Origin of the sequence: Streptomyces sp. NPDC093221, assembly GCF_044753885.1 — a bacterium.
Lineage (GTDB): Bacteria > Actinomycetota > Actinomycetes > Streptomycetales > Streptomycetaceae > Actinacidiphila.
Genome location: NZ_JBIVOA010000004.1, coordinates 393,348 through 412,542, shown reverse-complemented (window position 1 = coordinate 412,542; position 19,195 = coordinate 393,348). Strand labels below are relative to the sequence as shown.

General features: G+C 73.4%; 22 protein-coding genes and 1 riboswitch. Of the genes, 12 read left to right on the top strand and 10 right to left on the bottom strand.

The window, feature by feature from the left end; all coding sequences use genetic code 11:
• Positions 1-37 precede the first annotated feature (37 nt).
• Positions 38-466, top strand: a complete 429-nt coding sequence (locus tag ACIQCJ_RS18790; protein WP_355341190.1) for an ATP-binding protein — start codon at positions 38-40, stop codon at positions 464-466.
• A gap of 14 nt (positions 467-480) precedes the next feature.
• Here the strand turns inward: ACIQCJ_RS18790 and ACIQCJ_RS18785 are convergent, their stop codons facing one another.
• The gene (locus ACIQCJ_RS18785; protein WP_402711951.1) at positions 481-1,203 is read right to left on the bottom strand and encodes a GNAT family N-acetyltransferase; all 723 of its coding nucleotides are present in this window, start codon (positions 1,201-1,203) and stop codon (positions 481-483) included.
• Positions 1,204-1,300: 97 nt separating this feature from the next.
• Between ACIQCJ_RS18785 and ACIQCJ_RS18780 the strand changes: the two genes are divergently transcribed.
• Entirely contained in the window at positions 1,301-2,026 is a 726-nt protein-coding gene (locus tag ACIQCJ_RS18780; RefSeq protein ID WP_391045140.1) for an ADP-ribosyltransferase, read from the top strand.
• A 241-nt stretch (positions 2,027-2,267) separates the two neighbouring features.
• On the opposite strand, the gene ACIQCJ_RS18775 is transcribed toward ACIQCJ_RS18780, so the two are convergent.
• The 3 genes from ACIQCJ_RS18775 to ACIQCJ_RS18765 form a co-directional block, all read right to left on the bottom strand.
• Positions 2,268-2,741: a C40 family peptidase gene (locus ACIQCJ_RS18775; RefSeq protein WP_355341181.1), complete on the bottom strand. Its 474-nt coding sequence runs from the start codon at positions 2,739-2,741 to the stop codon at positions 2,268-2,270.
• Between the two features lie 3 nt (positions 2,742-2,744).
• A riboswitch (cyclic di-AMP (ydaO/yuaA leader) is annotated at positions 2,745-2,873 on the bottom strand.
• A 493-nt stretch (positions 2,874-3,366) separates the two neighbouring features.
• Positions 3,367-3,687: a hypothetical protein gene (locus ACIQCJ_RS18770; protein ID WP_188285530.1), complete on the bottom strand. Its 321-nt coding sequence runs from the start codon at positions 3,685-3,687 to the stop codon at positions 3,367-3,369.
• 6 nt (positions 3,688-3,693) lie between these two features.
• Positions 3,694-4,329, bottom strand: a complete 636-nt coding sequence (locus ACIQCJ_RS18765) for an ATP-dependent Clp protease proteolytic subunit (protein WP_188285535.1) — start codon at positions 4,327-4,329, stop codon at positions 3,694-3,696.
• Positions 4,330-4,414: 85 nt separating this feature from the next.
• Between ACIQCJ_RS18765 and ACIQCJ_RS18760 the strand changes: the two genes are divergently transcribed.
• The 8 genes from ACIQCJ_RS18760 to ACIQCJ_RS18725 all read left to right on the top strand — a co-directional run bounded on the left by ACIQCJ_RS18760 (position 4,415) and on the right by ACIQCJ_RS18725 (position 11,483).
• On the top strand, positions 4,415-4,705 hold the full coding sequence (locus tag ACIQCJ_RS18760) for a type II toxin-antitoxin system Phd/YefM family antitoxin (protein WP_188285531.1): 291 nt from the start codon (positions 4,415-4,417) through the stop codon (positions 4,703-4,705).
• An 87-nt stretch (positions 4,706-4,792) separates the two neighbouring features.
• The gene (locus ACIQCJ_RS18755) at positions 4,793-5,095 is read left to right on the top strand and encodes an urease subunit gamma (RefSeq protein ID WP_355341177.1); all 303 of its coding nucleotides are present in this window, start codon (positions 4,793-4,795) and stop codon (positions 5,093-5,095) included.
• A gap of 14 nt (positions 5,096-5,109) precedes the next feature.
• On the top strand, positions 5,110-5,421 hold the full coding sequence (locus ACIQCJ_RS18750) for an urease subunit beta (RefSeq protein ID WP_402711950.1): 312 nt from the start codon (positions 5,110-5,112) through the stop codon (positions 5,419-5,421).
• Entirely contained in the window at positions 5,414-7,135 is a 1,722-nt protein-coding gene (locus tag ACIQCJ_RS18745) for an urease subunit alpha (protein ID WP_402711949.1), read from the top strand. The genes ACIQCJ_RS18750 and ACIQCJ_RS18745 overlap by 8 nt, the downstream gene beginning before the upstream one ends.
• A 4-nt stretch (positions 7,136-7,139) precedes the next feature.
• Positions 7,140-7,868: an urease accessory protein UreF gene (locus ACIQCJ_RS18740; protein ID WP_402711947.1), complete on the top strand. Its 729-nt coding sequence runs from the start codon at positions 7,140-7,142 to the stop codon at positions 7,866-7,868.
• Between the two features lie 105 nt (positions 7,869-7,973).
• Entirely contained in the window at positions 7,974-8,675 is a 702-nt protein-coding gene (gene ureG, locus ACIQCJ_RS18735) for an urease accessory protein UreG (protein ID WP_188282479.1), read from the top strand.
• Positions 8,672-9,499: an urease accessory protein UreD gene (locus tag ACIQCJ_RS18730; protein WP_402711946.1), complete on the top strand. Its 828-nt coding sequence runs from the start codon at positions 8,672-8,674 to the stop codon at positions 9,497-9,499. Before ureG ends, ACIQCJ_RS18730 begins: the two co-directional genes overlap by 4 nt.
• Positions 9,500-9,881: 382 nt before the next feature.
• A complete protein-coding gene (locus tag ACIQCJ_RS18725; RefSeq protein WP_355341159.1) occupies positions 9,882-11,483 on the top strand; it encodes an alpha/beta hydrolase in 1,602 nt (533 codons plus the stop codon).
• Between the two features lie 121 nt (positions 11,484-11,604).
• On the opposite strand, the gene ACIQCJ_RS18720 is transcribed toward ACIQCJ_RS18725, so the two are convergent.
• A complete protein-coding gene (locus ACIQCJ_RS18720; RefSeq protein WP_402711945.1) occupies positions 11,605-12,459 on the bottom strand; it encodes a TIGR02452 family protein in 855 nt (284 codons plus the stop codon).
• A 192-nt stretch (positions 12,460-12,651) separates the two neighbouring features.
• On the opposite strand from ACIQCJ_RS18720, the gene ACIQCJ_RS18715 reads away from it, so the two are divergent.
• Positions 12,652-13,254, top strand: a complete 603-nt coding sequence (locus ACIQCJ_RS18715) for a DUF1707 domain-containing protein (RefSeq protein ID WP_355341153.1) — start codon at positions 12,652-12,654, stop codon at positions 13,252-13,254.
• Positions 13,255-13,275: 21 nt separating this feature from the next.
• Here the strand turns inward: ACIQCJ_RS18715 and ACIQCJ_RS18710 are convergent, their stop codons facing one another.
• The 3 genes from ACIQCJ_RS18710 to ACIQCJ_RS18700 all read right to left on the bottom strand — a co-directional run bounded on the left by ACIQCJ_RS18710 (position 13,276) and on the right by ACIQCJ_RS18700 (position 16,858).
• Entirely contained in the window at positions 13,276-14,319 is a 1,044-nt protein-coding gene (locus tag ACIQCJ_RS18710; RefSeq protein WP_402711944.1) for an NAD-dependent epimerase/dehydratase family protein, read from the bottom strand.
• 166 nt (positions 14,320-14,485) lie between these two features.
• The gene (locus ACIQCJ_RS18705) at positions 14,486-15,211 is read right to left on the bottom strand and encodes a lysophospholipid acyltransferase family protein (RefSeq protein ID WP_355341148.1); all 726 of its coding nucleotides are present in this window, start codon (positions 15,209-15,211) and stop codon (positions 14,486-14,488) included.
• A gap of 159 nt (positions 15,212-15,370) precedes the next feature.
• The gene (locus tag ACIQCJ_RS18700) at positions 15,371-16,858 is read right to left on the bottom strand and encodes an MFS transporter (RefSeq protein ID WP_402711943.1); all 1,488 of its coding nucleotides are present in this window, start codon (positions 16,856-16,858) and stop codon (positions 15,371-15,373) included.
• A gap of 118 nt (positions 16,859-16,976) precedes the next feature.
• Here ACIQCJ_RS18700 and ACIQCJ_RS18695 point away from each other — a divergent pair, with 118 nt between their 5' ends.
• Positions 16,977-17,693, top strand: a complete 717-nt coding sequence (locus ACIQCJ_RS18695; protein ID WP_402711942.1) for a TetR/AcrR family transcriptional regulator — start codon at positions 16,977-16,979, stop codon at positions 17,691-17,693.
• 145 nt (positions 17,694-17,838) lie between these two features.
• Here ACIQCJ_RS18695 and ACIQCJ_RS18690 read toward each other — a convergent pair whose 3' ends face one another.
• A complete protein-coding gene (locus ACIQCJ_RS18690) occupies positions 17,839-18,000 on the bottom strand; it encodes a hypothetical protein (protein WP_355341139.1) in 162 nt (53 codons plus the stop codon).
• A 136-nt stretch (positions 18,001-18,136) separates the two neighbouring features.
• Positions 18,137-19,189: a hypothetical protein gene (locus tag ACIQCJ_RS18685; protein WP_401853858.1), complete on the bottom strand. Its 1,053-nt coding sequence runs from the start codon at positions 19,187-19,189 to the stop codon at positions 18,137-18,139.
• Positions 19,190-19,195: the final 6 nt, after the last annotated feature.

Below are 19,195 nucleotides of genomic sequence, written 5' to 3'. Positions count from 1 at the left end.
CCGGTCCGCGGTGGGATGGGAAAGGAACGATGTCGCCATGGCAGATCTGCAGGAAGCTTCCGTCACTCTGCCGAGCGACCCTGCCTCGGTACCGGCGGCCCGGCGCTATGTCTGCGCCCGACTCGCCGAATGGGGGCTGCCGTCGGACGCCCCCTCGGTCGACGCCGTGCGCCTGATCGTCTCCGAGCTGGCCACCAACGCGGTGCTGCACACCTCGGGAATGTCGCCGACCTTCACCGTGGACGTGCGTCTCGAACGGCAGGAGCAGTTGCTGATCGGCGTGACCGACAGCCACCCGCGCTGGCCCCAGCGGCTGCCCGCGGCGGTCCAGCAGGACAACGGGCGCGGGATGGTGATCATTCGGCATCTGGCGGCGGAGTCCGGCGGCAGGCTGCGGATCACGCCGACCGACGAGGGCGGCAAGACGGTCTGGATCACGATCCCCTGGGCGGTCCCGGTGGCCTGAGCGACGGGCGCTGTTCACGGGCGCCTCGGCGGCGCCAGCAGCGCCTCTGCTCCGACCGGTGCGAAACCGGCGGCGAGGAAGGCCCGCACGCTGGCCGCGTTGCCCGGGGCGATCTGGGCCCACAACGGCGCGCCGTCCGGGACGAGATGACGGGCCGCGAGGGCGAGAAGGCGGCCGAGGCCCTTGCCGCGGGCGTCCGGGTCCACCTCGACGGCGGTCTCCCAACGGCCCGCCACACCGCGGCCGATGAGGACGGTGCCGCCGGGCGCGGTCCAGGCCCGCACGTCGTCGCGGTGCTGGAGCGCCCGCACGATCCGCGGATGGGATCGGTCGGTGGTCTCGGTGAGGGGGAGCGGGGGCGGGCCCGGCAGCGGGGCGGCCAGGGTCAGCAGGTCGAGGTTGTTGACCACACGGCCGGTGCGGGCGCAAAGAGCGCTCAGGAAGGGCGGGTTGAGCGGAGCGGACAGGTCGTCGGGCGGGAGCAGGGCACGGAGACCGGCACCGGTGTCTTCGGACGCCGGGCATTCGGCCGTACCTGCCGTACCCGACGCGTCGGCGATGTCGGCGAAGACCACGGTGTGGGCGGTGAAGGCGATGACTCCGGCGTCGCGGGCCGACGGCTGGGCGACGAAGGTGACGGTCCCGTCGGCGGGCGGGAAGTCGCCTCGCGCGGCGGCGTCCAGCAGGGACCGCAGGGAGGGCCCGGCGCGGTGCGCCGCGGTGGTCGGCGAGCTCATCCGACCATCCTCTCAGCCGTCCCGTACGCGGCCGGACGCGCCTACGATCGGGTGACATGCGGCCGATCGCGGGGCCGGTCCCGCGAGTCTGTGCGTCATGATCAAGAACCGAGTCCGGTCGCTTCTCACGACCGGCGCGCTGACCCTGACCGCCGTACTCGCCGCGCAGACCGCGGCCACGTCGGAGACCGCGTCGGCCGTCGCCTCCGGACCCCTGTCCCCCGCGGCGCCCACCGCCCTGTCCGCGCCCTCCACGTCCCTCGTGCCCCGTCCCGCCCCCGCGGGCGACGACGGCTGGTGCCCGGTGGTCCACGACCCGCTGTTCGCCGCCGCCGACCGCAGCGTCGACGTCGAGCGCATCACCCCCGAGCCGTCCTACCGGCGCACGTGCGGGGAGCTGTTCCGCTCGGACGGCCGCGCCCCCGCCGTGGTCTTCCAGGAGGGCTTCCAGCCCAAGGCCGCGCAGGACGGGCAGTACGACCTCGCGGCGTACGTGCTGAAGAACCAGCCGTCGCCGTTCGTGAGCACCAGCTACGACCACGACCTCTACAAGCAGTGGAAGCCCGGCTTCAACTACTACGTGGACGCGCCCGGCGGCATCGACGTCAACGCCACGATCGGTGACACCCACAAGTGGGCCGACCAGCACGAGGTCGCCTTCCCCGGCGGCCTCGCCCGGCGCTTCATCGTCGGCGCCTGTCCCGTCGACAAGGCGACCAAGGACGAGGACCTGGCCGGCTGCGTACGCAACCCGTACTACGTGCCGTGGCGCGGGATTCCGGCGCCGCGTCCGCTCGCGCCGGTGCTGCTCCCGGCGGGCTGACCGTCCCCGATCCGGCCGGGGGAGCCGTACCCCCGGCCGGACCGGCTGTCCACGCCGCTGAAGGGGGTGCGGCGGGTCGCCCCGTCGCACCCGAGCCGCCGGCCCGCACTGTCCTACGGCTCCGGGCCGCTGTTCGGGCCGGACGACGGCCGGGCCGCGCGGCGGCGAGTGCCCACCGCTCCACGGACCGTATACGCCGTACGGGCGCGATACGCGGCGCGGCCGGAATCGGCCGTCCGGGTCACGCCACCCGCCCGTACCAGACGGCGCTGGTCCAGATCCTTTCCAGCCGGACCCTGGCGCCGGTCTTGGGGGCGTGCCAGATCCGGCCGCTCCCGGCGTAGATCCCGACGTGGTAAATGGACCGGCCGGTGTGGAAGAACACCAGGTCACCGACGCGGCGGGCGCCCGACGAGATGTGCCGGGTGCTGTTGTACTGGGCGGCGGCGGTACGCGGCAGCTTCTTGCCCGCGCGCTTGAACGAGTACAGCGTCAGCCCCGAGCAGTCGAAGCGGTTCGGGCCGGTGGCGCCCCACTGGTAGGGCGAGCCCTTCTTCGACGCCGCCACGTTCAGGGCCTTCACGCCCATCGTCGCGGCCTCGGCCTGCTGGGCGGTGCCCGGCAGCAGCGCGGGCAGTGCGACCGCTGTGGCGGTGAGCACGGAGGCCGTCCCGAGCCGGGACAGCCGTCCGGAGATGCACTTGAGCGCGAACATGCGCAACCCTTCGTCATCAGCCTCCGAAGGATGACCTGTCGGGTTCGGGCTGGCGAAGATGCCCGGCCGCGTGGTGCGGCTTCACCCCAAGGGACGGCTCCGGCGCTGTGCCGTGACCGACCCGTCGTACCTGGGTCCTCCGCTCCCGCCGGTGCACTCATGTCGACCTGACGTCCACGCGGCGGCGGGACTGGGCGTCCGCGTGGACCGCCCCGCCACGGCGGCGGGGGCTTGTCGTCACTACGGATGGTGACGCACAGAACCGGCCACAGCCGGGCGGGAAACGCGCGGTGTGAGTCAGGTCACGACTCACCTATTCGGGTGGACACCGGGGCGAATCACCCGGTCCGCGCCTCCGGTCGCATCATCTGACCTGCGGATATGTGACGGACGATGGGCGGTTTTGGCCGGTGCGCGCAATTCGGCCGGAGAGCATGAATCGGCGGTGAATACGCCGATGGGATGAGCCCCTTTGGTGCAGTGCCGACGGTTTCGAGCGCGCAGAGTGACCGCGCTCACACCTGGTCTGTGTCGGCGTGCCGCGCGAGCTCTCCGTCGGCGGACCGCACGAGGCTCACACCAACGGGCCGCACGGACCGCACGGGCCGCGCTGTCCGCACCAGCCTCACGCGGGCGGCGGTCCCGCGGCCGGATCGGGCGCCAGCGCCACCAGCCCCGACCGCCGCTCGCCGTCCAGCACCCGCAGGGCGCGGGCCAGCGTGGCGTGGTGCAGTTCGGTCTCGCCCCGCATGTGCATCACGGTCAGCGCGTCGCGCAGCGCGGTCGCCCGGCCCACCAGCGCCTGGGCGGCCCGCAGGGCGCTGTAGGTGTCGGCGGTGCGGGACGGATTGATCCGGCCGAGCAGATCGACGACCTCCAGGTAGGAGTCGATCAGCTCACCCTCGGAGCGGGTGAGCGCCGGAAGCGGCGGCAGTTCCGGGACCACCGCGGGTCACCGCAGGCCGTACGCGGGGCCGTTGGTCTTGCGGCTGGTGGTCAGCTTGTCCACCAGCCCGTAGGCGACGGCCTCTTCGCCGTCGAGGACCTTGTCCCGCTCGATGTCGGTACGGATCCGCTCGATGTCCCGGCCGGTGTGCCGGGCCAGCAGCGTCTCCAACTGCTCGCGGGTGCGCAGCAGTTCGTTGGCCTGGATCTCCAGGTCCGAGATGGGCCCCTGGACCACCTCGCCGAGCGACGGCTGGTGGATCAGCACCCGCGCGCCCGGAGTGATCATGCGCTTGCCCGGCGCGCCCGCCGCCAGCAGCACGGCCGCGGCCGAGGCGGCCTGCCCGATGCAGACCGTCGCCACGTCGCAGGTGACGAACTGCATCGTGTCGTAGATGGCGGTCATCGCCGAGAACGAGCCGCCGGGCGAGTTGATGTAGAGGTTGATGTCCTGCTCGGGGGCGGCGTTCTCCAGGTGGATGAGCTGGGCCATCACGTCGTTCGCCGAGGTGTCGTCGACCTGGGTGCCCAGGAAGATGATCCGCTCCTGGAGCAGCTTGGAGTACGGGTCCATCGTGCGGACGCCGTTGCTGCTGCGTTCGGTGAACTCGGGCAGGACGTAGCGGGCGGTGGGACGGAACACGGCGTGCACCTCCGGGCGGATCTGAGCGCAGGAACTGGCCACAGGTCAAAATGTACAGGACGTACATCTCGTTATGATGGGGAGCATGACCCATGACGTCCCGGTGACACAAGCGCGTGCCGAGCTCGCGGAACTGATCAACCGCGTGGTCTACGGCGGCGAACAGGTGGTGCTGACCCGCCACGGCAAGCCCCTCGTCGCCCTGGTGTCCGCCGCTGACCTGCAACGACTGCGTGATCTCGACGAGCAGGCCGAGGAGCAGGTGATCAGTACGGTCTCCGCCGTCGGCTCCCGTACGTCCGCCACGGGCGAACGCCGACGGTTCGGCATCGCGGCCGAGCACCGGGGTCACCAGACCGGCGACCGCCGTCCATAACAGCGACCGCCGCCCGTAACAGGGGTTAACGCAGTCGAAACCGCGTCGAACTAATCTCGCGGGTTCTGACGACTGTGAGGTGTGGCTGTGCAGTTGACCCCCCACGAGCAGGAACGCCTGCTCATCCATGTCGCCGCGGACGTGGCGGCCAAGCGGCGCGCTCGCGGGCTGCGGCTCAACCACCCCGAGGCGGTCGCGCTCATCACCGCGCATCTGCTCGAAGGGGCCCGCGACGGCCGCGGCGTCTCGGAACTGATGGAGTCCGGGCGCACCGTGCTGACCCGCGCCGACGTCATGGACGGCATCCCCGAGATGATCCACGACGTGCAGGTCGAGGCCACGTTCCCCGACGGCACCAAGCTCGTCACCGTCCACCAGCCGATCGTCTGACGGGCAGGAGCGCCATGATCCCCGGAGAGATCCTCAGCGCGGACGCGCCCGTGCCGCTCAACGCGGGCCGTCCGATGACCCGCCTCACCGTTCTCAACGCGGCCGACCGGCCCGTCCAGGTCGGCTCGCACTACCACTTCGCCGAGGCAAACCCCGGTCTGGAGTTCGACCGCGCCGCCGCCCGCGGACTGCGGCTGAACATCGCCGCGGGCACCGCCGTACGCTTCGAGCCCGGCATCCCCGCCGAGGTCGAACTCGTGCCGATCGCCGGACAGCGCGTCGTGGCCGGGCTGCGCGGCGAGACCGCGGGGGCGCTCGATGGCTGACCTCTCGCGGGCCGTATACGCCGACCTCTACGGCCCCACCACCGGGGACCGGGTCCGGCTGGCCGACACCGACCTGCTGATCGAGGTCGAACGCGACCTGGCGGGCGGGCCGGGACTCGCGGGCGACGAAGCCGTCTTCGGCGGCGGCAAGGTGATCCGCGAGTCGATGGGCCAGGCCCGGACCAGCCGCGCGGAGGGCGCGCCCGACACCGTCATCACCGGCGCCGTCGTCCTCGACCACTGGGGCGTGGTCAAGGCGGACATCGGCATCCGCGACGGCCGGATCACCGCGCTGGGCAAGGCGGGCAACCCCGAGACGATGGACGGCGTCCACCCCGACCTCGTCATCGGCCCCGAGACCGAGATCATCGCGGGCAACGGCAAGATCCTCACCGCGGGCACCATCGACGCGCACGTCCACTTCATCTCGCCGACGCTGCTGCCGCAGGCCCTGTCGGCGGGCGTCACCACCGTCATCGGCGGCGGCACGGGACCGGCCGAGGGCACCAAGGCGACCACCGTCACGCCCGGCGGCTGGCACCTGGCGCGGATGTTCGCGGGCCTGGAGGCGTACCCGGTCAACGTCGGGCTGCTCGGCAAGGGCAACACCGTCAACCAGCGGTCCATGTACGACCAACTGCGCGCCGGAGCCGTCGGGTTCAAGATCCACGAGGACTGGGGCGCCACCCCCGCCGCCATCGACGCCTGCCTGACGGTCTGTGAGCGGACCGGCGCCCAACTGGCCATCCACACCGACACGTTGAACGAGGCCGGATTCGTCGAGGACACCCTGGCCGCCATCGCGGGCCGCGGCATCCACGCCTACCACACCGAAGGCGCGGGCGGCGGGCACGCGCCCGACATCATCACCGTGGTCTCGCAGCCGCACGTGCTGCCGTCCTCGACCAACCCGACCCGGCCGCACACCGTCAACACCGTCGAGGAGCACCTCGACATGCTGATGGTCTGCCACCACCTCAACCCGTCGGTCCCCGAGGACCTCGCCTTCGCCGAGTCCCGGATCCGCCCGTCGACCATCGCCGCCGAGGACGTCCTGCACGACCTCGGCGCGATCAGCATCATCAGCTCCGACTCACAGGCCATGGGCCGGATCGGCGAAGTCGCCCTGCGCACCTGGCAGACCGCGCACGTGATGAAGCGACGGCGCGGCGCGCTCCCCGGCGACGGCGCGGCCGACAACCACCGCGCCCGCCGCTATGTCGCCAAATACACCATCAACCCCGCGGTCGCGCAGGGCCTCGACCACGAGATCGGCTCCGTCGAGGCCGGGAAGCTCGCCGACCTGGTGCTGTGGGAACCGGCGTTCTTCGGGGTCAAGCCGCAACTCGTCATCAAGGGCGGGCAGATCGCCTACGCCCAGATGGGCGACGCCAACGCGTCCATCCCCACCCCGCAACCCGTGCTTCCCCGGCCGATGTTCGGCGCGGTCGGCGCCGCGCCCGCCGCCAACTCCGTCAACTTCGTCAACGAGGCGGCGCTGGAGGACGGCCTGCCCGAACGCCTCGGCCTCGGCAAGGAGTTCGTGCCGATCCGCAGTACACGCGCCCTGACCAAGGCCGACATGCGGGAGAACGACGCGCTGCCGAGAGTCGAGGTCGAACCCGACACGTTCACCGTACGGATCGACGGCGAGGTCGTGGAGCCCGCGCCCGCGCCGGAACTGCCCATGGCCCAGCGGTACTTCCTCTTCTGAGGCCATGACCCCGACGACACCGCCCCCGACGACACCGCCCCCTACGACCACGACACCCGCCGCGTGCGCGGCCCTGCTGCTGCTCGCCGACGGCCGCTTCCCGGCCGGCGGCCACGCGCACTCCGGCGGCGCGGAGGCCGCGGTCGCCGACGGCCGGGTGCGGGACGCGGCGACCCTGGCGGATTTCTGCCGGGGCCGTCTGCACACCACTGGACTGGTCGCCGCCGCACTGGCCGCGGCGGCGACCTTCGGCCTCGACCCGCTCGTCCTGGACGCGGCGGCCGACGCCCGCACCCCCTCGCCCGCCCTGCGCACCACCTCCCGCAAGCTCGGCCGCCAGCTCCTGCGCGCCGCCCGCGCCGCCTGGCCCGCCCCCGCGCTCGACCAGCTCGCCGCCGCCCGCCCGCGCGGCGCCCACCAGCCCGTCGTCCTCGGCGTCACCGCCCGCGCCGCCGGCCTGCTCCCGCAGGACGCGGCACACGTCGCCGCCTACGAGTCCGTCAGCGGGCCCGCGACCGCCGCCGTACGGCTGCTGAGCCTCGACCCCTTCCACGCCGCGGCCGTACTCGCCCGGCTGGCACCGTGCGTCGACGAGGCGGCCGCCGCGGCGGCGCTCGCCGCCGAACGCGCCCTCGCCGAAGGCCCGGACGTGCTGCCCGCCGCGTCCGCGCCGCTGCTCGACCTTGCCGCGCAGGACCACGCCGCCTGGCCCGTACGCCTCTTCGCCTCCTGACCCGCCTCCCGATCCGCCTCCCGATCCGCCTCCCGATCCGCCTCCCGATCCGCAGCCTCATCCGCCGCCCGGTTCCGAACGCCGTCCGCACCAACGGAGTTGACCATGCATCTCGACCACCCCGAGACCTTCCCCGAGCGGTACGCGCACTCCTCGCCTGCCGTCCGCGCCGACGGAAGGCGGCGCGCGCTGCGGATCGGGCTCGGCGGCCCGGTCGGGTCCGGCAAGACCGCGACCGTCGCGGCGCTGTGCCGCAGACTGCGCGACGACCTGTCGATCGCCGTGGTCACCAATGACATCTACACGCGCGAGGACGCCGAATTCCTGCTGCGCAACGCGGTGCTGCCTGCCGAACGGATCGCCGCCGTGGAGACCGGCGCGTGCCCGCACACCGCGATCCGGGACGACATCTCCGCGAATCTCGAAGCCGTCGAGGACCTGGAGGACGCGGTCGGCCCGCTCGACCTCATCCTCGTCGAGTCCGGCGGCGACAATCTGACCGCCACCTTCTCCAAGGGACTGGTGGACGCGCAGATCTTCGTCATCGACGTGGCGGGCGGCGACGACATCCCCCGCAAGGGCGGCCCCGGCGTCACCACCGCCGACCTCCTCGTGATCAACAAGACCGACCTCGCCCCCTACGTCGGCGCCGACCTCACCCGCATGTCCCGCGACGCCGCCGCCCAGCGCGGCGACCTGCCCGTCGTCCTCACCTCCGTCGCCGCCCCCGACGGCGTCGCCCCGGTCGCCGCCTGGGTGGGCGACCGCCTCGCCGCCTGGGCCGCCGTCCCCGCGACGACGGCGTGAACGACGTGGCGGTCCGCGACACCGCGCACGGCGTCGTCGCCACGGCGCGGATCGTCGCCGCCCCCGACGGGCACGGCGGTACGGCGCTGCCCGTGCTGGCCGGTGACGGACCGCTGGCGCTGCGGCGCAGCCGGGTCGTCGGCGGCGCCGACGGCGAAGGGGCCGGAGTGATGGTGGTCGGCGCGATGAGCGCGCCGCTCGGCGGCGACCGCCTGCGGATCGAGGCGGAGGTGGGACAGGGCGCGCGGCTCGCGGTGGGGTCCGCCGCGGCCACGGTGTCCCTGCCGGGGCGGGACGGCGGCCGGGCGACGTACGACGTGCGGCTGACCGTACGGGCCGGTGGCGCGCTGCGCTGGCTGCCCGAGCCGGTGATCGCCGCCCACCGCAGCGACCTGCGGATGACCACCCGCGTGGACCTCGCCCCCGGCGCGCGCCTCCTGCTGCGGGACGAACAGATCCTCGGCCGCCACGCGGAACCCCCCGGCCGCCTCAGCACCCGGCTGACCGCCCACCTCGACGGCCGCCCGCTCCTGGACCAGGAACTCCGCTTCGGCCCCGGCGCCCCCACCGGCTGGGACGGACCGGCCGTCCTCGGCCGCTACCGGGCCGTCGGCCAACTCCTGCTGATCGAACCCGGCTTCGCCGACCTCCCGGCCGTCGCCCGCACGCTGCCCGCCGACCCCGCGGAAGGCCGGGCGGCCGTCACCCCGCTCGCGGGCCCCGCCGCGTTGATCACCGCGGTGGCCGCGGACGGCCTGCGCCTGCGCCGTCTGCTGGACGCCGGTCTGGCGGCCGTCCGGGCCGCGAGCGCCCCGGCCGACTAGAGCCTGTCCGGCGGATCACGAACGGCCCCTTCGGTGCCTGGCACGCCCGCCCGCCGCGTTGCCGGAATACCCGCATAGCCACGCTATGAGGGCATCCCGGCGCCTTCCGCCCGGGGGAGCACCAGGCGCCGCCTGGACTGCCCATGATCCGCCGGACAGGCCCCAGCGCGGCGCCCGCAGCGCGACCAGCGCAGGCCCGGGGGAACGGCCGTCACCCGTGCGGCGGCAGCCACCTCACGCCCAACTCGTCCGCAGAATCACACTTTGATGAAGAATCACCCGCCTGGCCTGTTCACAGGCGACTCACAGGGGAAAGGATTCGCTCCGCAGCATCTGTGACCACCGTGGCCACAAGCCACGGACCAGGAGGGGAGTTTCCGCCTTGAGACGCACGATCGTGCTCGTCTCCACCGGCGCCCTGATCGCGGGCGCCATTGCAGCCGCCCCGGCGGCCACCGCACAGTCGCACGACCAGCCGTCGAGATCGGCGCGGTCCGTCACCGTACCCGAGTCCGTCGGCGTGGTGATCGCCGCCGCGAACGCCGCCCGCAAGGGCATCGACTGGGCTGCCTGCCCGGCGAGTTGGAACATTCCGTCGCCGATCACCTGCGGCTATGTGACCGTGCCCGTCGACTACGGCAAGCCGTTCGGCGCGACCGTCAAGCTGGCCGTGGACCGGGCGGGCAACACCGGTACCCCGGCCGAACGGCAGGGCGCGCTGATCTACAACCCGGGCGGTCCCGGCGGTTCGGGACTGCGCTTCCCGGTCCGGGTCACCACCTCCTCCGCGCTGTGGGTCAAGACGGCGAAGGCGTACGACTTCGTGGGCTTCGACCCGCGCGGCGTCGGCCACTCCGCCCCGATCTCCTGCGAGGACCCGCAGGAGTACGTGAAAGCCCCCAAGGCCGACCCGGTGCCGGACAGCGAGGCTGACAAGCTCGCACAGCGCAAGCTCGCCGCCGAGTACGCCGACGGCTGCCTGGAGCGCACCGGCGCGCGGACGCTCTCCCAGATGACCACGCAGAACACCGCACGCGACCTGGACGTCATCCGCGCCGCGCTGCACGAGAAGAAGCTCAACTACCTGGGCGTCTCCTACGGCACGTACCTCGGCGCGGTCTACGCGACGCTCTTCCCGACGCACGTGCGCCGGTTGATCGTGGACAGCGTCGTCAACCCGGCGCAGGACCAGATCTGGTACCGGAACAACCTGGACCAGGACGTGGCCTTCCAGGGCCGCTGGGACGACTGGGAGGCGTGGGTCGCGACGTACGACTCCGTCTACCACCTCGGCGACACGCCCGCGAAGGTCGAGCAGAAGTGGCTCGCGCTGCGCGCCGCCGCCAAGAGCCACCCGATCGGCGGCGTCGTCGGGCCGAACGAACTCCTCGGCTTCTTCCAGAACGCGCCCTACTACGACTCGACGTGGGCCACGGTCGCGGGCGTCTGGAGCCGCTACGAGGCGGGTGACACCCAGGCGCTGCTCGACGCGGCGGCGCCCGACCTGTCCGACACCGCGGGCAACATCTCGGCCGAGAACAGCAACGCCGTGTACACCGCGGTGGAGTGCACCGACGCCAAGTGGCCCACGAATTGGCGCACATGGGACCGGGACAACACCGCGCTGCACGCCAAGTACCCCTTCCTGACGTGGGAGAACGCCTGGCTGAACCTGCCGTGCGCCACCTGGGGCGTCAAGCAGCAGCGCCCGGTGGACGTCCGCTCGCACCACGGGCTGCCCGCCGTGCTGATCGTGCAGAGCACCAGGGACGCGGCGACCCCCTACACCGGAGCGCTCGAACTCCACCGCCGCCTGGCGGGCTCCCGCTTGATCACCGAGAAGGACGCGGGCTCGCACGGCGTCACCAACCTGGTGAACCCGTGCATCAACTCCCGTGTCGAGAGCTATCTGTTGACGGGCACGGTCGACGCCCACGACGTGGTGTGCGGACCCCACGCCGCACCCGTACCCGCCGCGTCCTAGGGCGAGGAACCGGCGAGACCGCGTACGGGCGGTCCACCCACCTTCACGGTGCGGTGGGCCGCCCGCCGCGCGTCCGGCGTGACGGCCGCGCCGCCACGGGGCGGCGACAACCGCGGTACGGCTACGGCCGCTTCGCGGCGGTGTCGGTGAAGGCGGCGGCGAAGGCCGCACGGGTGGGGGAGTCCGCGCGCCGGTCCAGGACCGCGAAGACGGCCTGGTCGAAGGCGCCCACGAAGCGGCCGTCGCCGGTCAGCAGCCGGGCGAAGGCGGCGGCGACCCGCGCCGGGTCGTTCATGAAGACCCCGCAGCCCCAGGCGCCCAGCACCAGCCGCCGGTAGCCGTGTACGGCGGCCACCTCCAGGACCCGCTCGGCGCGCGCGTCGAGGGCCGCTCCGACGAGGGGCACGCGGTCGGGCGTCGTGCGCGCGATGACCCCGGCGTTCGGCGCGGGCGAGGTGAGGAAGCCGACGGTGTACGGCACGTCGAGCAGCGTGCCGCTGTCGTCGCGGAAGACCGGCACGGCGGGGGAGTGGATGACGCGGTCGCTGTAGAAGACATCGGTGTCCGCCCGGTGGTGGGCGTAGAACTCGGGTGCGCGCAGCAGACAGGTGTAGAGCGCGGAGGAACGGCACAGCGCCTCCTCCTGCGCCTGCGCTCCCTTGACGTAACCGCCGCCGGGGTTGCGTGCGGAGGCGAAGTTGAGCACGGCCACCGCGCCGCCCGCGGCGTCTGCCGCGACCAGCCTGGCCGCCGCCTCCATGCTGCTCTCCGGCGTCACCTCGCAGCGCACGGGCCCGTCGCCCCACGCTCCCTCGCCGGGGACCGCGACCGGCGCGGGGCCGTACATCCGGGTCCCGTCGGCCGCCGCCGCGACGGCCTCGCCGAGCGGGACGTACCGTCCGGCCGGGGAGTCGTACCCGCCCTCCGCCGCGATCCGCTGATTCTCCGTGGCGATGTTCCGCAGACGAGCACTCATGCCCAGGACGGTAGGGCGTGTACGGGCTCCGGCGCGAGTGAATTCGGGCGGTCGCGGCGGCCGTCGGGCCGATCCGTACGGGCTGATCCCGGACTTCGTACGGCTTCGTCCGGCCTTCCGGCCGGCTTCTTGCGGGCGGCGGTAGACGCGATATATCGTGAGTCGCGTTCCGTTTCCCTGGGAGGTAGTGCCGTGTCCGAGCTGTCCCCGAAGGCGCGTTCCGGCGAGCCGAGGATGCGGGCGTCCGACGACGAGCGCGACCGTACGGCGGCGCTGCTGGCGGAGGCATTCGCCGCGGGCCGGCTGACCGCCGAGGAGCACGCCGAGCGGATGGAGGCGGCCTACGCCGCCAGGACCCGCGGCGACTTGGCGCCGCTCACCGCCGACCTGCCCGCCCCCGCGCCCGGCGCCCCGCTCGCCTCGCCCGCCGACAACGAGGCGGTGCGGGCGCTGTTCAGCAAGGTCCGCCGCTCTGGCCAGTGGCCGGTGCCGCCGCACACCGTCGTACGGGCCAGCTTCGGCGCCGTCGTGATCGACCTGCGGCAGGCGGTGTTCACCCGCCGCGAGGTGGTCATCCAGGCCGACTCCTTCTTCGGCAAGGTCGAGGTCATCGTCCCCGACCACGCGCAGGTCTACGACGTCGGCACGGCGCTGTTCGGCAAGCGCTCCCAGCACGGCCGCCGCAGCGACAAGAGCGGCGTGGACGGACCGGTCGTACGGATCACCGGACGCTCCGTCTTCGGCCACGTCCGGGTGATGCGCCGCTTCAAGTGGCCCTGGCGGGACGGCCGCTGACGCCGCCGCGCGGACCGGGCGTCACGCCCCGCGCCCGGCCAGCCAGCGGTCCTCGGCCGCGTAGTCGAACCAGTCGCCGTGCTCCGACAGCCGCGCGGGCAGCGGGAACACCTCGCGCCAGTCCGCCTTGTCCAGCTCCGCCGCCAGCCAGGCCACCGTCCCCGGCAGCGACTCCTCGTACGAGGTGACCGCGCGGTAGCCCAGTTCGCGCTCGGCCGCCGACATGTCCAGCACCATCGGGTACGGCATGCCCCACGGAGTGTCGCCCACGGTCGGCTCCGGCGGCGGCCCGTCCACCAGCACGGTCTCGCTGGTCACACCCAGCGCCCGGTCCACCGCTGCGGAGATCTCCGCGACGGTCGGCACCCGCGGATCACCCGCGTTGAGCGCACGGGAGCCCGGCTTCGCCGCCGCCAGCCGGACCAGCTCGGCGATGTTCGACGCGTGCACCGGATGGAACCGGCTCCTGCCCCCGTACGCCAGCACCCGCACCGGACGGCCGTCCAGCGCGCGTTTGACGAAGTACATCTCACGCGGCAGCGGACTGTGCGGGCCGTGGATCGCCCCGGCGCGCAGCAGCGTTGACGGCAGCCGGTCGCCCGCCTCCAGCAGTGTCCGCTCCAACTCGACCTTGCGGGTGCCGTACGTCGCGGGGCCCGGCGCGACCGTCGCGCAGGTCTCCGGGAGCGGCACCGGGAAGCGCGGGGAGCCGTCCGGCTCCGCCTGCGTGTCGAAATTGCGGCCCGCCTCGTCCTCGTACACCGCCGCGCTGGAGATCACCACCGCGGAACCGATCCGGTCGGACAGCGACAGCAACTGCCGTGCGTCGGCGCCGTCGTAGGCCACACAGTCCAGCAGGACGTCGCAGCCGTCGCCGAGCGCCGCGGCCAGCGCGGCGCTGTCCGAGCGGTCCACCCGGACCGTACGCACGCCCGGCGGCCACCCCTCGTCCGAGCCGCCGCCGCGCGAGGCGGCCGTCACCTGCCAGCCGTCCGCGGCCAGGGCGCGTACGGCCTGCCGCCCGATCTGTCCAGAAGCGCCGATCACGAACGCGGTTCCCGTCATGGTGAGGACGCTATGCGGGCGGGCACCGCGCGGACCAGAGGGGTTCGCCCTGCGCGGATTCGCCCTCGGCGCAGCCCCGGCAGCGCGAGAAGGAGCCCCGGCAGCGCGTGGCGGGGTCCCGGCGGGGCGCGGCGCAATCCCCGGCGGGGCGGGAACAGGCCCCGGATCAGGACGACTTGCGGCGCAGCCGCCCCCCGGTGCCGCCCTGCGCGAGCGCCGCCTGCTCGGCCTTCACCTCGCCCGCGTACCGGTCCACGTACTCCTGCCCGGACATCGCCATGATCGCGTACATGATCTCGTCGGTCACCGACCGCACCACGTACCGCTCTTCCTCCATGCCGAAGAAGCGGCTGAAGTCCAGCGGCTCGCCGAAGCGGATGGTGACCCGGCCGATCCGCGGGAACTTCCGTCCCGGCGGCTGGAGTTCGAAGGTGCCGAGCACCGCGCAGGGGATCACGGGGGCCTGGGCGCGCAGCGCCATCAGCGCGACGCCGGTCCTGCCGCGGTACAGCCGCCCGTCGTGCGAGCGGGTGCCCTCCGGGTAGATGCCCAGCAGCTCGTCGCGCTCCAGGACCTCGATCGCCGCGGTGACGGCCGCCTGCGACGCCTTGCCGCCCGACCGGTCGACCGGGATCTGTCCGACGCTGCGGAAGAACGCCGCCGTCAGCCGCCCCTTCAGACCGGGACCGGTGAAGTACTCGGCCTTGGCCAGGAAGGTGATGCGGCGCGGCAGGATCGCGGGCATCACGAAATGGTCGGTGAACGACAGGTGATTGCCCGCGATGATCGCCCGGCCGCTCTCGGGGATGTTCTCCATCCCCTCGATCCGGGGCCGGAACATCAGCCGCAACAGCGGCCCGAGGACCACGTACTTGAGCAGTCGGTAGAACACGGTGGCTGCCTCCCCTGACCCGTCCCGGTGCGCCCGGAGAGCGGTGCCCCGATCCTCGGTGCCCCGGCAGAGTAGTGCCCGCGCCCCCGCCGCGCGAGCCCGGAGCACGCCCACGACCCGCGCCTTTGACCGGCCCGGGGCGTACGCACGGTTCTCCGGTCAGTGTCCGGCCGGCCCCGACTCCTCGCCCTGCCCGGCGTGTTGGGCCGCGCGCGGCATCAGGAAGGCCACCAGGAAGGCGGCGGCGAGCCCGCCCGCCGCCATCAGCAAGGTGGCCACGGCCGCCGCGCCCATGCCGTGTCCGGTCCGAGCGAAGAAGGCCGTGCCCAGGACGGCGACGCCGATCGAACCGCCGAGCTGCTGCACCGCGTTGAGCACCCCGGAGGCGGAGCCGGTCTCCTGGTCGGACACACCCGCCAGCGCGATGTCGAAGAACGGCGCCATCACCACACCGAGTCCCGCGCCGCTGACCAGCAGGGACGGTACGAGCTGCCAGCTCGTCACGGAGTCGCCCGCCAGGCGCACGGTCAGTGCCACCGCGCCCACGGACAGCGCGGTGAGCAGCAGCCCGCCCTGTACGGCACGGCGGCCGTAGCGCGGGCCGAGCCGCATGCCGGACAGCGTCGCGCCGACGGCGGAGCCGAACGCCCAGGGGATCATCGTCGCGCCCGCGTGCAGGGCGCTGAAGCCGAGCCCGTACTGGAGGTAGAGGGTGACCACCAGCATCAGGCCGGTCAGCGCGGCGAAGAAGACCAGGCCGACGGCGAGGGAGCCGGTGTAGCCGCGGTGCCGGAACAGTCCCGGCTCGATCAGCGGCGAGCCGCCGCGGGCCCGTACCGACTTCTGGTAGCGCGCGAAGAGGACGAGGACCGGTACGGACGCCGCCATGCAGAGGTGACTCCACAGCGGCCAGCCCAGGTCGCGGCCCTGCACCAGCGGATAGACCAGCAGCAGAACGGCGACGCTGAGGATGCCGACACCCGGCACGTCGAGCCGGGGCGGCCGTGGGGCGCGGCTCTCCGGCAGTACGCGCAGGGCGGCGGCGAAGGCGACGAGCGCGATCGGCACATTGATCAGGAAGATCGCCCGCCAGCCGGTGCCGAACAGATCGGCGTCGGTCAGGAAACCCCCGAGCACCGGACCGGCGACCGCCGCCAGACCCATCACCGGCCCGAACACGCCGAAGGCGGCGCCCATTTCGGCCGGCGGAAAGACCTCCCTGATCAGGCCGAGGCCCTGCGGCACCATCATCGCGGCGAACGCGCCCTGCGCCGCCCGCATGCCGATCAGCATGTCCGCGGAGCCCGAGCAGGCGCACAGCAGCGAGCAGACCGCGAAGCCCGCCACCCCGATCAGGAACATCCGGCGGCGGCCGACGATGTCACCGAGCCGCGCCCCGGTGATCATCAGGACGGCGAAGGCGAGGGTGTACGCGGCGGCGATCCACTGGATACGGGTGGAGCTGCCGCCGAAGTCCGCCTGGATCGAGGGCGAGGCCACGCCGACGATCGTGGCGTCCAGCAGGTCCATCACCTCCACGGCCAGGACCACGGCGAGGGCGAGCCAGCGCAGCCGCGCACCGCCGACCGGGGCCGCGTCCGGCTCCGACGCGCGATCCGGGTCCTCGGTGAGGGTCGATGCGGTCACGGTGATTCCTCCGGGCGGTGGCGGGACGGCGTGCTGTGAACGAACACCGTTCTACTTACGAACACTGTTCGTGTCAAGTACGATGTTCGCAGCCGCTGTCCCTGGAGGTTCCACCGCCGTGACCGAGATCCCCGCCCCGCCCTGGGGGCCGACCCGCAAGCGCGCGCCGCGCCGCGTCCTCAGCCAGGACGGGATCATCGCGGCGGCCCTGCGGATCGTCGACACCGAGGGCATCGACGCGATGAGCATGCGCCGGGTCGCCCAGGAGCTGGGCACGGGAGCGGCCTCCCTCTACGCGCACGTCGCCGGGCGGGACGAGCTGATCGCCCTGGTCCTCGACCGGGTCAGGGCCGAGATCCACTGCCCGGTCCCCGACCCCGAGCGGTGGCAGGAGCAGGTGAAGGACGTGATGCGGCAGGCCCGCGCGGCGCTGGCCGCGCACGGCGACCTGGCCCGGCTCTCGATCGAGACCGGCGTCCCCACCGGCGAGAACGCGATGCGCACGGCCGAGGGCGTGCTCGCCATCCTCGCCGCGGGGCGACTGCCCGTGCAGGTCTGCGCCTACGGGGTCGACGCGCTCGCGCTGTACGTCACCGCCGCCGCGGCCGAGGAGGCCGCCCTCGCCTTCCGCACCGGCGTCACGACGGCGGGCAAGGACGACTTCCTCGCCCAGGTCCGCGACTACTACAAGAGCCTGCCCAGCGGGCAGTTCCCCGTCATCACCGGCATGGTCGACGAGCTGATGCGGGACGTCGGCGACGAACGCTTCGAATTCGGCCTCGACCTGCTGGTCTCCGGCCTCGCCCGGCACGCGGCCCCGGCGGCGGGGGAGTAGGCCACTCGCCCAGATCCGGCCGCCCGCCCGTATCCAGCCGCCTGCCCAGATCCGGCCGCCCGCCCGTATCCGTATCAGGCCGGTCGGCCGCCCGCCCGGCCCGGGGCTCGCTCAGCCGGCCCGCTCGTTCGGCGCGCCCGCACACTCAGTGCGGCTCCCGGATCGCCGCCGCCCCCGCCGTGCACAGGCCCAGCACCACCCAGCCGAACCACAGCCAGCCGTTCGACCCCAGTGCCACGGTGTAGGCGACCACCGCGACCAGAAACGCCACCGTGGTCAACGCCATCGCTTTCACGGAACCCGGCATCGCACGCCTCCCTTCCGCAGGCGCGTGCGCGCACCCGCCGACGAGGCGGAAGCCGTATCGCGGCCCTTCCTTCATGGTGACCCCACGGGCACCCCGCGCGCCACCACGCCTCACGGCCCGCCGCGCGCCAGGCCGCTCACCACTCCCCGTCGGTCACCCGGCCCGGATCGTCGCCCAGGTGCTCGACCTGCTCCGGCTTCGGCGGCGCCCACGGCTGCTCGTCATCGCCCAGCCAGTCACCGACCGGCCTGACCCCGGTCAACGGCTCGGTGGCGGCCAGATCCTCGCCGTCCGCGTCGTAGTAGTCGAACCACGGCAGCCCCGCCGCGTTGTACGCCGCCCGGTCCACCGGGGACGCGGGCGCCGGTTCTCCGGTGATCTCCCGCCACTGCGGGGCCGTCGCCAGATGGACGAAGACCCGGCCGGACGGCTTCTTCCGCCAGTCCTGCGCGGGCCGCTCGTCGCGGTACACCTCCTGGCGCATCCGGCCGCCCGCGCCGAGCCCCATCGCGGGCGCCGACCTGGCCGCCATCGGTGCGGGCGGCGGCACGTGACCCGCGCCAGGGGCCATCGACGGGAGCGCGGGTCCGCCGTACCCCCCGCCCGCCTGCGCCGACACACCCCACGGCCCGTTCGTCGTCACCGTCCTGCGGCTCTGCTCGGCGCGCCAGCGCGCCAGCGGCTCCTCGCGCAGCTCGAACACCTGGAGCTGCACCCCGCCCCAGACCTCCTCGCCGGAGACCTGCCCCTCCACGGTCGCCCCGAGCCCCAGGGGCACGGCCACGAACTGCCGGATCGTGCCGGGGCCCGAGTTGATGCCGTCCAGCCACGGCTGCCGGGGCAGCACCACGTAATTCTGCGGGTCGCGCGACAGCCGGTCGCTCCACGGCCGGCCCGACACCGCGCACACCTTCCCGACACCGACCTGGAGGGCGGCGGGCGCGGCCGAGGAGAAGCTGAGCCACATCGCCTCGCGCTGATACACCGGCAGCAGCACCCCGCCGTGCGCGCGCCACCGCTCCGGAGTCCGCCCGGCGAAGTCGCCCACGCGGCGCAGCGGGAAGGAGCCCAGGCCGGGCGGCAGCGGGTGCGTGCCCTTCTCGGGCAGCCGCAGCGTCCGCATGAAGCGGACCGTCACCCCGCCGGGCAGCTCCAGCGCCGCCCCCGAGATCCGTACCTGTTCGCCCATCCCGGG

Excerpts from the sequence above, each read along its gene's own strand:
- ACIQCJ_RS18790 (WP_355341190.1), top strand. The coding sequence starts at position 38 with ATGGCAGATCTGCAGGAAGCTTCCGTCACTCTGCCGAGCGACCCTGCC.
- ACIQCJ_RS18785 (WP_402711951.1), bottom strand. The coding sequence starts at position 1,203 with ATGAGCTCGCCGACCACCGCGGCGCACCGCGCCGGGCCCTCCCTGCGG.
- ACIQCJ_RS18780 (WP_391045140.1), top strand. The coding sequence starts at position 1,301 with ATGATCAAGAACCGAGTCCGGTCGCTTCTCACGACCGGCGCGCTGACC.
- ACIQCJ_RS18775 (WP_355341181.1), bottom strand. The coding sequence starts at position 2,741 with ATGTTCGCGCTCAAGTGCATCTCCGGACGGCTGTCCCGGCTCGGGACG.
- ACIQCJ_RS18760 (WP_188285531.1), top strand. The coding sequence starts at position 4,415 with ATGACCCATGACGTCCCGGTGACACAAGCGCGTGCCGAGCTCGCGGAA.
- ACIQCJ_RS18750 (WP_402711950.1), top strand. The coding sequence starts at position 5,110 with ATGATCCCCGGAGAGATCCTCAGCGCGGACGCGCCCGTGCCGCTCAAC.
- ACIQCJ_RS18745 (WP_402711949.1), top strand. The coding sequence starts at position 5,414 with ATGGCTGACCTCTCGCGGGCCGTATACGCCGACCTCTACGGCCCCACC.
- ACIQCJ_RS18740 (WP_402711947.1), top strand. The coding sequence starts at position 7,140 with ATGACCCCGACGACACCGCCCCCGACGACACCGCCCCCTACGACCACG.
- ureG (WP_188282479.1), top strand. The coding sequence starts at position 7,974 with ATGCATCTCGACCACCCCGAGACCTTCCCCGAGCGGTACGCGCACTCC.
- ACIQCJ_RS18720 (WP_402711945.1), bottom strand. The coding sequence starts at position 12,459 with ATGAGTGCTCGTCTGCGGAACATCGCCACGGAGAATCAGCGGATCGCG.
- ACIQCJ_RS18710 (WP_402711944.1), bottom strand. The coding sequence starts at position 14,319 with ATGACGGGAACCGCGTTCGTGATCGGCGCTTCTGGACAGATCGGGCGG.
- ACIQCJ_RS18690 (WP_355341139.1), bottom strand. The coding sequence starts at position 18,000 with ATGCCGGGTTCCGTGAAAGCGATGGCGTTGACCACGGTGGCGTTTCTG.
- ACIQCJ_RS18685 (WP_401853858.1), bottom strand. The coding sequence starts at position 19,189 with ATGGGCGAACAGGTACGGATCTCGGGGGCGGCGCTGGAGCTGCCCGGC.